The 10,909-nt window shown below is 56.4% G+C and carries 11 protein-coding genes and 1 pseudogene; 3 read left to right on the plus strand and 9 right to left on the minus strand.

Going from position 1 to position 10,909, the window contains the following annotated elements; translation table 11 throughout:
- Positions 1 to 25: 25 nt before the first annotated feature.
- Positions 26 to 946 carry a LysR family transcriptional regulator gene (locus BLO80_RS00075; protein WP_092325907.1) on the minus strand — a complete coding sequence of 307 codons (921 nt, stop codon included), beginning with the start codon at positions 944 to 946 and terminating at the stop codon, positions 26 to 28.
- Positions 947 to 1,110: 164 nt separating this feature from the next.
- On the opposite strand from BLO80_RS00075, the gene BLO80_RS00080 reads away from it, so the two are divergent.
- Together BLO80_RS00080 and BLO80_RS30100 are read left to right on the plus strand one after the other, a co-directional pair.
- On the plus strand, positions 1,111 to 2,241 hold the full coding sequence (locus BLO80_RS00080; protein WP_092325909.1) for an epoxide hydrolase family protein: 1,131 nt from the start codon (positions 1,111 to 1,113) through the stop codon (positions 2,239 to 2,241).
- Positions 2,242 to 2,407 (plus strand): annotated as a pseudogene (locus BLO80_RS30100) (short-chain dehydrogenase/reductase); the annotation flags it as partial. It lies immediately after the preceding gene.
- 244 nt (positions 2,408 to 2,651) lie between these two features.
- Here the strand turns inward: BLO80_RS30100 and BLO80_RS28755 are convergent.
- From BLO80_RS28755 to BLO80_RS29810, 7 genes are all read right to left on the minus strand, one after another.
- The gene (locus BLO80_RS28755) at positions 2,652 to 3,113 is read right to left on the minus strand and encodes a hypothetical protein (RefSeq protein WP_139196887.1); all 462 of its coding nucleotides are present in this window, start codon (positions 3,111 to 3,113) and stop codon (positions 2,652 to 2,654) included.
- 216 nt (positions 3,114 to 3,329) lie between these two features.
- Positions 3,330 to 3,512: a hypothetical protein gene (locus tag BLO80_RS00085; protein WP_092325911.1), complete on the minus strand. Its 183-nt coding sequence runs from the start codon at positions 3,510 to 3,512 to the stop codon at positions 3,330 to 3,332.
- 851 nt (positions 3,513 to 4,363) lie between these two features.
- Positions 4,364 to 5,437, minus strand: coding sequence for a polyamine ABC transporter substrate-binding protein (locus tag BLO80_RS00095; protein WP_092325913.1), 1,074 nt, complete (start codon positions 5,435 to 5,437; stop codon positions 4,364 to 4,366).
- 44 nt (positions 5,438 to 5,481) lie between these two features.
- Entirely contained in the window at positions 5,482 to 5,823 is a 342-nt protein-coding gene (locus BLO80_RS00100; RefSeq protein ID WP_092325915.1) for a cupin domain-containing protein, read from the minus strand.
- Positions 5,820 to 7,244 (minus strand): NAD(P)/FAD-dependent oxidoreductase, encoded by a 1,425-nt coding sequence (locus tag BLO80_RS00105; protein ID WP_092325917.1) that lies wholly within the window; start codon positions 7,242 to 7,244, stop codon positions 5,820 to 5,822. The genes BLO80_RS00100 and BLO80_RS00105 overlap by 4 nt, the downstream gene beginning before the upstream one ends.
- Before the next feature lie 57 nt (positions 7,245 to 7,301).
- Positions 7,302 to 8,102: a helix-turn-helix domain-containing protein gene (locus BLO80_RS00110; RefSeq protein WP_092325919.1), complete on the minus strand. Its 801-nt coding sequence runs from the start codon at positions 8,100 to 8,102 to the stop codon at positions 7,302 to 7,304.
- A 385-nt stretch (positions 8,103 to 8,487) separates the two neighbouring features.
- Complete coding sequence (locus BLO80_RS29810; protein ID WP_175459429.1) at positions 8,488 to 8,784, minus strand: hypothetical protein; 297 nt, start codon at positions 8,782 to 8,784, stop codon at positions 8,488 to 8,490.
- Between the two features lie 95 nt (positions 8,785 to 8,879).
- On the opposite strand from BLO80_RS29810, the gene BLO80_RS00125 reads away from it, so the two are divergent.
- Positions 8,880 to 9,662 (plus strand): DUF4253 domain-containing protein, encoded by a 783-nt coding sequence (locus BLO80_RS00125; protein WP_256574032.1) that lies wholly within the window; start codon positions 8,880 to 8,882, stop codon positions 9,660 to 9,662.
- Positions 9,663 to 9,721: 59 nt separating this feature from the next.
- Here the strand turns inward: BLO80_RS00125 and BLO80_RS00130 are convergent, their stop codons facing one another.
- Complete coding sequence (locus tag BLO80_RS00130; RefSeq protein ID WP_092325923.1) at positions 9,722 to 10,834, minus strand: alkene reductase; 1,113 nt, start codon at positions 10,832 to 10,834, stop codon at positions 9,722 to 9,724.
- Positions 10,835 to 10,909 lie beyond the last annotated feature (75 nt).

Genomic DNA, 10,909 nt, shown 5'->3' on the forward strand with positions numbered 1-10,909 from the left:
CCTAAGACATTCAGAAACGTTGACTCTAGGCTGGATCATTAGTTCGCCAGGCCCGTGGAAGCCCTTCGCCAAGGGATTCCACCAGATAATCGACGAAGCAACGCACGCGGGCCGGTAGGTGTGGGCCGCCCATGAACACGACATGTATCTCTTCGCCATCACCTGGATTGAACGCCTCCAGAAGTGGCACCAGTCGCCCTGCCTCAATGGCCTGTTGAACGGTCTCGGCACACACTCGAGCTATGCCCAGACCCTCAACCGCCAGTTGGCCCTGAGTATCGCCATTGTTGGTTTCTATGCTGCCTTTGATCTTAAGGGCATATCCATTTCCGTCTTTGATAAAAGGCCAGCCTGGAGCGGCGCGCTTGAAATTGAAGTCGATGCAATCGTGGCCGTACAGGTCTTCAGGTACTTCAGGTGTGCCCCGTGCTGCCAAGTAATCAGGTGACGCGACGATGACTTTGCGGGTTTTCCCTAATCTTCGTGCAACCAAGGGAGCGTCAGCCAGAGGGCCCAGCCGCAAGGCGACATCGGCTTGGCCTGCGCTGATGTCGACGACAGTGTCCGTCAGGTTGATATCGACAAGGATGTCCGGATACCGATGAATGAAATCCCTCAGCAGTGGCAGCAGGAATGTCTTGCCATACAAAATCGATGCGCTGATCCGCAGGCGCCCACGCGGCGAGCTTTGGTCAGTGATCAGTTGTTCGGTCTCTTTCAGGTCAGCAAGAATTCGTCGTGCCGAAGACAGATAAGCCACCCCCTCGGCCGTCAAGGTCAGCGCTCGGGTAGTGCGCAGCAACAGCCGGACATTGAGGCGTGCCTCAAGGCGATCAACGACGCGCGACACAGATGAGGGTGCCAGTTTGAGCGATCGGCCAGCGGCCGAAAAGCTGCATGTCTCGGCCACCAGCGTGAAAATTTCAAGATCGCTAATGATATCCATGGGCTCTCACTTTTGCGCCGAACGCATAGGCATTTCTCTTATATTGGGCCTTATCGTAGCCTGCGGGCGAGCCTAGTATTGCGTACAACAGTGCAATGCGAAACTCATGCGAACGGCCCCATCGTCAGGAAGTAACTGTACGTAGGGCCCAGGAGGATAGACCCATGGTTGCGCCTTACTCGATCCATATTCCACAAGAACGTCTGGATGCTATCAGGGCGAAGGTCAGTGCCTATGACTGGAGCCAATTGCCTGATACCGGCGGTTGGAAGTCTGGTGTGGGAATCGATGACCTCAAGCGACTTATTCGTCATTGGGAGCACGTCTACGACTGGCGCAAGGTTGAGCGACAGCTTAATCAGCTTCCGCACTTCACTACCCATATCGAAGGTGAGTGCATTCATTTTCTCCACGTTCGAGGTGACGGTTCCAAGCCTCCTGTGCTGCTGCTGCATGGATGGCCTGGATCGTTCATCGAATTCGAACATCTGCTCCGACCATTGAGTGCAGATGGACACGATGTGATAGTGCCCTCGTTACCGGGATTTGCATTTTCGACGCCAATCACCGGCGTCATCGGGCCGCGCCGAGCGGCTCATCTGATGAATACCTTGATGAAGCGGTTGTTTGAACAATCGCGTTACATCGTTCAGGGCGGAGATTGGGGTTCGGGTATCGCCGCCTGGCTGGCTCACGATTCTGCTGAGGCGTTGCATGGTATTCACCTCAACATGGCCGACTTGCTCGCCGAAGGCACCAAAGCAAACACACCGGAGGAAATGGACTTTGTCGCCAAGCGCGACGTGCTCCTGGACTGGGAAACGGGCTACAACCATGAGCAGGAAACCCGTCCTCAGACACTGGGTGTGGCCATGGCCGACAGTCCGGTGGGCGCCGCTGCGTGGATATTGGAAAAATTTGGACGGTGGGCCGACTTACCGCGCAATGCCGACGGCGATCCTGACCTCTGGAGTACGTTTAATGAAGAGCAGTTGCTGACCAACATCATGCTTTATGTGGCGACATCGTCGTTCGTCACGGCGACCTGGATGTACCACGGCAAACGCTTGGAACGCTCTGGCAAATTTCCCCCTGGTACCCGGATTCAGGTGCCGACCGGCTTTGCAGCTTTCCGCGATCCTGTATTCATACCGCCGCCGCGATCATTTGCCGAGAAAACCTTCAACATCGTGCATTGGACCGAAATGCCGCGGGGTGGCCACTTTGCTGCCTGGGAGCAGCCAGCTTTAATGCTGGAGGATCTACGACTCTTTATCGCGAAAGTTTTAGCGTGAATGCTGGATGTCGTTGACTTCGCCCGATCGACAGCGCACTAGCTATTGAAACAACCCACAGCCCAGTCGACGTGTTGGTTAATAACGCCGGCCACGGTCATGAGGGCATTTTCGAAGAGTCGCCGCGGGGCCTCGCCCATTCGATGTCAACGTGTTCGACGCGGTAGTCAAACCCTCGGGAGATACCCAAGGGCTCCGCTAGTCTGGGATTTAAATTGCTCATCAGTCAGTATGTAGTTTTACTGGCAAGAGTATTGAGTCCGGTCAAGGTCGTCAGAACAGAAGCTACTGCAGGCAAGTAAGGGCTCTCTGGTTAGTTGCGGTCGCTTGCATGCCCGGCTTCGGCGAAGGTGAGCTGTTTCAGCAGGCGTGAAGGTGGTTGATATGGATATTGTATGGAGGGTTTGATTTTAATTAATGCCCATATAATGAAGCGCTCCCGTGTTTCCTAGCCCCGACCCAAATATTCCACAGTTCCCCTTTACCTCATAATAATCTATTGCACTACTGTCATTATTAACCCAGAATGCGACGGTGCAGAGCTCCTGAATATTTTTTGTTTGAATCTGCTGGACATTGACTGGTTGTCCGGATGAGGTATCCATGTATGAGCCTACAACTGTTTGCTGGTCGTAATTGGTTCCATATCTGTCGAATACATATATTTTTTGTCCATATAATTCATGACTTGAGCTTACTGAATGCTCTGTCAAGATCATAGAGGGTTTGCCAAATTTTTTATATGCTTCCTGAATGTTTTTTCCCATAAGTTCACTTGCGGCGGAACGCTCCGGTGCAATTGTAGAACACCCTGTTGATGAGAGTGCAAACACAGAGAGGAGTGTGAGTAATGGTGTTTTATAAGAAAACATACAGTCAGTCATTCCTTGGCTGGGTTGGAATTTTTATAGGTATGGGACCTGAGCTGCGCCACTTTGTTTTGGAGTGAGTGATTGTTAGTCGAGAAGCTCAAAGTGGGCACTACAGTCTTGCTGGGGCATTGCATTATTTTGCAACGCCCCAACTATTGGATGGTTAGGGGGTTTATTGCATATGTCTTCACAAGTGCAAAAAAAACCCTAAGTAGATCAACCCTCGCCCCCACCCCCACAGGCAATCAGCTCGATAAGCCCCATTTGATACCACTTATTCTGGCAACTCCATCCGTGTTCAAAAGTAAAGGCACTTGCGGTGCCGCTAAATGCGAGCCCCATTGAGAGGGCGAGCGCCGCTCCAATGGTCCAACGTGCTTTCTTCATTTTGTTTTTCATGGAAACTTCCCTTTATTACTCGTCGCTGTACGGTCTAGCCGCTGAAGGGGTAGCGGTTGTCAAAATCAACCGCCATTCCTGTGGCAGGGCTGCCACTTTTGTAGCTTTATCGAACTGCATCTGAATAAGACAGCAGAGGAGTGGCAGGCACAGAAACACTATTGAATCAGCGGAGCACGCTCCTCAGGTCCATTTGATGATGGAGAGTCATTTATAACAATAGTACAAATGACCTAGTCGCTCGCCGCAAAGAGACAGAGAAACGCAAGAATTAGGGTGGGTATGAATGGTACTTTCCTTACGGCGATTCATGACTGAGACGGTTATCACGCCAGAGGGCCTCTCATCGGACACCCTCTGGGCAGGAGTGATCGCCGGTGTAACCACCTAGAATGCCGGTATCGGGTTACTCGGTGCCCTCGAAGGATCTCGCATCCCGGAGGCTTACTCCGATCTGGCGCAGCAGGTGTTTGCAGAGTGGTCGCTATCAACCGTCGTCATTGAGGCCCAGGACGTCGCCGAAGCAATATGGCGTGCAGCGAATGACCCAGTCTCGCCAATGCGCGTTGTTGCTGGCGCTGACGCCGTTGCTCTGGAAAGTGAGCAAAGCACATCTGCATAAATGCGTGATTGATGAAACTCGTTATTGAGCTTGTATCAGTTGCCCATCGACTCTAGGAGCACTTGCCGAAGGCGCCCGAGTACCAATATGGAAGTGCGTCATCGTTTTGTGGGCGCCTAACGAGTCCAGCCTAGGCTTGCGTCGATGCTGCTGCATTTGGCCACAGGCTTTTGAATGAGGCCTGGGAGATGTCGCCGATGATCCGGGTGCTGTTCATCGGCGACAGCTTTCATTGCCCGCTCTTAATCCGGCTCCAGACCCGCGTGCGCAGCCGGTCGTCCTCCAATGGCATTGCCTCCAGTACAAAGAGTTTTTTCATCACGCTGTCAGGCGGGTACACCATCGGGTCGTTGCGGATGGCCTTGTCGACCAGCCCCTCGGCGGCGGTGTTGCCGTTGGCATAGTGCACATGATTGCTGATGCCAGCTATCACCTTGGGGTCCAGCAGGTAGTTGAGAAATTCGTAGCCGGCGCTTTCATTTGGCGCATCGGCGGGCATGGCGACCATGTCGAACCACATCGGTGAGCCTTCCTTGGGGATGGCATAGGCGATCTGCTGGCCGTTCCCGGCCTCATTAGCTCGCGCTGCGGCTTGCATCACGTCGCCGGAAAATCCCACGACCAGACAGACATCACCCGTTGCAAGGTCGCTGGTGTACTTGGAATTGTGGAAGTAACTCACATAGGGGCGCACAGCGAGGAGCAGGGCCTGGGCCTTCTCGTAGTCGGCCTTGTCCTTGCTGTGATGCGGCAGGCCAAGGTAGTTCAAGGCGATGGGGAGGATCTCGGGACCATTGTCGAGCATAGCCACGCCGCATCGGGCGAGTTTCTTCATGTTTTCCGGCTTGAACACGATGTCCCAGGAGTCTATCGGTACATCACCCAGGACCGCCTTGACCTTGGCCACGTTGTAGCCGATGCCGGTGCTGCCCCACAGGTAGGGAAAGCCGTAGCGGTTACCAGGGTCATTGGCCTCCAGAACCTTCATCAGCGTCGGGTTGAGGTTGTGCCAGTTCGGGAGTTTACCGCGGTCCAGCGGTTTGAGTGCGCCGGCCGTGATCTGCCGGGCCATGAAGTGGTTGGACGGAAACACTACGTCATACCCTGAGTGGCCGGCCATCAGTTTGGCGTCGAGCACCTCGTTGCTGTCGTACAGGTCATATTGAGTCTGGTGCCCGGTCTGGGCGGTAAAGTTTTGCAGGGTATCTGGAGCGATGTAGCTGCTCCAGTTGTAGATCCTGACGGTGTCTGCTGCCTGAGCGGTAGACGCGATCAACAGTAACGGAAAGATCGACTTCAACATGCGAGACCTCAACCTTTGTTCTAGGCGTTATGGATGAAGGCAGTTCAGAAAATCAGTACGTAGCTCTTGCGAACGGTTTCTTGTACATCCCAGATTCCCGTCGTGTTCGCAGGGAACATCAACGCGTCGCCGGCCTGGATATGAAGGGGCTCGCCACCGTCCGGGGTGAAGGTGCAACGCCCCTGAGTGAAATGGCAGAACTCCTGTTGCACGATCTGGCGCCGCCAGCGGCCGGGGGTGCATTCCCACACGCCGGCCTCGACGCCGTCGTCGCGTTCGACGCATGCCGTGGCAACCTGTGAAAGCGGCTCGCCCAGCGGTACACCCACAGCGCCAGGCTCACCGAGCGGCAAACGGGCGGTGTCGCGAAAATGATCGATCTTCATGCAAACGGCTCCTTGGACTTCATCAGACGTTCCATGCAACCGGCCAGGCCTTCAGCCATCCGGCGACGCCAGCGTGGCGCATGGAGGTTGGCCAATACCTGATCCTCGTGAACGAAGCTCTGGATAATGGCGTTGTAACCCAGCCAGCGCAGAGGCTCGGGCTCCCATCGTGGCAACGAGGCCAGGGGACGGTCATCCAGCACCCAGGGTTGGCGAGTCAGTTCGTTGTCTTGGCCAAGAATCAATGCCGCCACGGTTCGGCCGCCCAGATTGCTGGCGCCTACACCTTCACCTCCGTAGCCACCCGCCAGTGCGATGCGCTGGCGACGGTCGGCGAGCATGTGCGGGTGAAAGGACCGGGCAATCCCCAGATTGCCGCCCCAGGCATGGGTCAGGCGCACATTGCGCAGGATCGGAAAGAGTTCACTAAACAGGTGTTGCCGCAATGCTCGTTCGGCCTGAGTGAGGTTGAAGTCACTGCGCAGGCGACCGCCAAAGCGATATCCACCGCGGGCGCCAAACACCAGGCGATCGTCTCGGCTGCGCTGACCGTAGGTGACTTGTCGGCTGTTTTCACTGAAAGCCTGGCCGCGTGTCAGGCCGATTTCGGCCCATACATCGGCCGGGAGTGGCTCAGTCGCGACGATCAGGCTTTGCGCGGCCAGTTGATGTTTGTTCAGCGGGGGCAGGGTGCTGGCATAACCTTCGACCGCCGGCACCACCCAATCGGCGCTCACCCGACCGTGCTCGGTTCGGACCTGGCCTGGCTTCCAGTCGAGCACCGGGCTTTGCTCGTAAATGCGTACACCCATCCGTTCGACGGCTTCGGCCAGCCCCCGTACCAACCGTGCAGGCTGGATGGTCGCGCAGTGAGGTGAATACAGGGCGCCGTATGCCTGGGCCACATTCAACTGTTCGCGCAAGGTCTGAGGGCTCAACCAGCGGTAGTCGTCTTCACCCAGGCCTTGCGCACGGACGGCATCGAGTTGTTCGCGCAGGCGCCGTTCTTGCTCGGGATAACGCGCCGCGCAGTACAGCACGCCGCCTTTGCGCAGTTCGCAATCGATGCCTTCGAGGTGGCACACTCGCACCACCTCGTCGGGAATTGCATGCAGCAGTTGGTAGCCCGCGTGACGTTGCGCGGCAGGTAAGGGGCCCAGGAGCCGGTCTTCGCCCAGCAGGTTGCCCATCAACCAGCCGCCATTGCGGCCGGAGGCGCCGAAGCCGGCAATTTGTGCTTCAACGATGACGATGTGCAGGTGCGGTGCTTGCTGTTTAAGGTAATAGGCCGTCCAGAGGCCACTGTAACCGGCGCCGATAATCACAACGTCTGCTTGCAGATCCTGATACAACGCCGGGCGCGGTATCAGCGCCTCGCCGAGTTGCTCCATCCACAAACTCACACCACCCCAGCCAGACATCCCATGCTCCATCGGTTGATTGCCGATAGAGATTAATGCGCTGCGACAGGGGCTGTGTTATCTGCGGGCACGCGCGCAATTGGCTTTCAACCACGCCTTGGGCGTGCAGCCGGTATGACTTCGGAAGGCCTTGTAGAACGCCGAGGTGGAATTGAATCCGGCACTCGCCGCAAGGGCATCGATGGGCGCGTTTTCACCGTGATTGGGCAGGCGCTCAAGCAGGTAGGCCAACCGGGCTTGGGTCACGTATCGATAGAAACTTTGTCCCAGCACTTGATTCAGCAGGTAAGACAACTGATTGCGACTGTACCCGGTGGCGCTGGCAATCCGTGCAAGGTCCAGATCCGGGTCGAGGAAGGGCTGCTGGCGCGTAAAATAGTCGGCCAAATCTCGCGCCATGAACGTCAGTTGACGCGCCGAGAGCCCCAGTTTACTGATGGCGGGGGCGTGGCGCCCAGTCTGGGGCTCGCTGTCGCGCACCAGTGAGGCATATTCGTTTATACGAAGGATCAGGCCATCACATACCGTGATGGCTTCGCTGGTGCGAAAAACCACCCGCTCGCCACTGCCTTTCAGCGCTGTCTGGTACTGGATGAATGCGGTACTGCCATCTGCACGGATGCGGTCGTTGTGTTCAAGATACTCGTCGGGATGACGCGGCAGCGTGCTGGTGATGTAAGCGCGCAATTCGGTCAGGCCCATGCTGCGGTTCTGGAAAAAATCGTTGTACTGCACTTGCGGGTGATAAATCGCGAGAATCGCCTCCAAGTCGCGGTGTTTCCACGCCATGTGGTAACGCAGCACCACTTCGAGGGTCAGCGCTGTCTGTTCGGCGGTATCTGGCGGAAGAAGAGGCATTGGCTGACCGGCGTGACGATTGGGGCTGGCGCCAGTCTAGCCCTGCAGTGGCTCACTGGACAAATTAGCAGAGCTGCCGACTCCAGGCTCAGCCACAGCTCCGGCGCTACGGTGACGACGATTGATTTGAGAATGCGTTTGCGTTCTTCTTGTTGCAGATGGGTCAGCAGAAAATCGGTAAAGGCGGGAACACAGGACATGGGATCTCCGTATCAGGTCCGAGAGGTGGCGCAAGGTTGATCAACCGGCCGACATCATAGAACGGGGCAGCGGGAAAAACTGCTGCGCCGACGGACTTCTCAAGCCACGGAGCTTGCGTTCGCCGCATGCGACGACGCAGCGCCTCGATGTGGCGAGCATTCTCGTTTAAGGGGGGGCGGTTTCATTAGACCCCCGGCCGATATGCGACGTGTATGACGCCATAAGAATGCCCCGAGCCTACAAACAGGCTTGGGATGTCGAGCGTTCGAGGCGTTACATCACCGATCAAGCCGGTACCCAGTTCGATCCCTCCCTGGTGGACGTCTTTTGTAACCTCTTTGACGAAATAGATCGTTTGCGGTTGCCCGATGTGGGTTGATGTTGTCCTATGAGTGTTCAGCTTTGGTATCTCTACGCCAGTGTCGCTTTGATTGAACTTGCGGCGGGGATTGGCAACGGCCACATGCAGTGTGTGTTGCATGCTACGGGTCCTGTTGTAGCTTGTTTCTATGATGATCTTGGAGCGCTTAGGATTACTCCCTCAATTCAGTAACAATATGGAGCAAGCCACGCTTTATGGATATCGAATTTCGCGGTAATGGCATGCGTGAGAACCCGTCTGTAGGTACATGCGATGAGTACGGTGTGAGCGGAATTACCAGCTTTGACGATCTGACCGAGGCTCGTCGTAAGATTGCAGAGTCGCACCCAGGCTTTAAACCTTTGTTCTCGCTCGATGATCTGCACCAGGCTCGATACACGTCGGGCCATGCTCGCAGTCATTTAGGAATGGATGACGCCACCGAGGAGGACATCGCGGGGCTGCCTCAAGAATGTTTTGAGAACGGTGAATATGTAGGTTATCCGACCACGAAAGCGGAGTTCGCCATCTGCCTTCGCAATTTCACGAACCTGGTAGCAGCTACGTCTTTCGAAGATGCTTGTGCTCATGGTTTGACGCTTGATGAGCAGGCCCTGCAGGAGTGGATTGGTTATCAGGAAAAACCTGTATCGATAATCGACCAGCCCATGTCAGCGCTTTTGGTACCCGTTCAGGAGTCTTACCAGGCGCTCGCTGCTTTTCCCAACGGCTATTTCACTTCCGATTTGGATCCTGCGAAAAACTTTGCGGTTGCGCGTCATTTTTCAGAAGCGCATGGCTATGAGCTAATGGGCGTAGGTGCCTCTTACATCGGCTTCATTCGTGCTGAGCCGCCTGACCTATCTCTGGCCAATCTCGTTGCGAAAGACTTTTGCGCGCTCTACAACACGAGCGTTGAAAAACTACAAGCACGCATTTTTGCAGTCGCTCAGGCGGTCTCGGGTCGGACTCATCTTTGGCTGCGTTATGTGGAATGATGATCCCAAACAATCCGAGCCGGCCGCCTTTCGGACCGGTCAACTGCGTTAAGCCCAGCTCAGGAATGAGTCGGATAATCCACGTAGCCACGCTGATCGCCACCGAAGAAGGTGCTCGGGTCTGGTGTATTGAGCGGTAACCCGTCGCGAATTCGCCGGGGCAGATCCGGGTTTGCCAGGAACGCTCTGCCGAACGCAATGATGTCCGCCCGGCCGTCGATCAAGGCCTGTTCCGCCGTCTCGGGATCGTAGCCACCGGCGATCATCAACACGCCGTTCCATGCCGCACGTAATTGACCGATGATTTCATCCCAGCGTGGATCGAAGTGCTCGTCCTTGACGGTGCCAACCACGGCGGGCTCGACGAGGTGCAGATAGGCCAGCGTCCATTGGTTCAACGAGCGCACGATGTAGCCGAATGTCGCCTGCGGTGTCTCATCGCCCATGCCCATGAACCGCCCCATCGGCGTCAAGCGTACGCCTACGCGCTCTGCGCCCACTTCGTCGACTACGGCGGCGACCACTTCCAATAACAGCCGTGCACGGTTTTCCAGGCTTCCACCGTAAGCATCCTCGCGCTGGTTACTGTTACTGTTGATGAACTGGTCCAGCAGGTAACCATTGCCCGCATGAATTTCCACGCCGTCCATTCCAGCGTCCAGTGCATTGCGCGCGGCCCGGCGGTAGTCGTCGATGATGTCGGTGATCTCTGGAGCCTGCAGTGCACGTGGCACCGGTACATCGCTCCAGACACCGTTGCCATCCGCGTCGACGATGAACGTCTTGCCCGGCACGGGTAACGCGCTCGGGGCAACCGGGCGCGCGTTGTCAGGCTGAAAGCTCGGGTGGGACACGCGGCCGACATGCCAGAGCTGCATGAAGATCAGGCCGCCGCTCTCATGCACCTGGGCGCTGACTGCACGCCAGGCTTGCACCTGTTCAGCGTTGTAGATGCCCGGTGTCCAGGCATAGCCTTGGCCTTGCCGGGAAATTTGCGTCGCTTCGGTAATGATCAACGCGGCGCTCGCACGCTGGCGGTAATACTCGGCGTTCATGGCCGTTGGCACGTCGCCCGGTTGCCCGGCGCGAGAGCGTGTCAAAGGCGCCATCGCCACGCGGTGAGGGAGTGTGTAGGGGCCCAATGCGATGGGTTGGAACAGGTGCTGCGGCATGAGGTGTTCTCCGATAGTGGTACAGAAAGCAGGGCGGCGGACGTTGGGTCAGGCACCGGATGGCTCAAGTTAATC

The sequence above is a fragment of the Pseudomonas sp. NFACC56-3 genome (genome assembly GCF_900100025.1).
In the GTDB taxonomy this organism is placed as follows: Bacteria; Pseudomonadota; Gammaproteobacteria; order Pseudomonadales; family Pseudomonadaceae; genus Aquipseudomonas; species Aquipseudomonas fluorescens_AA.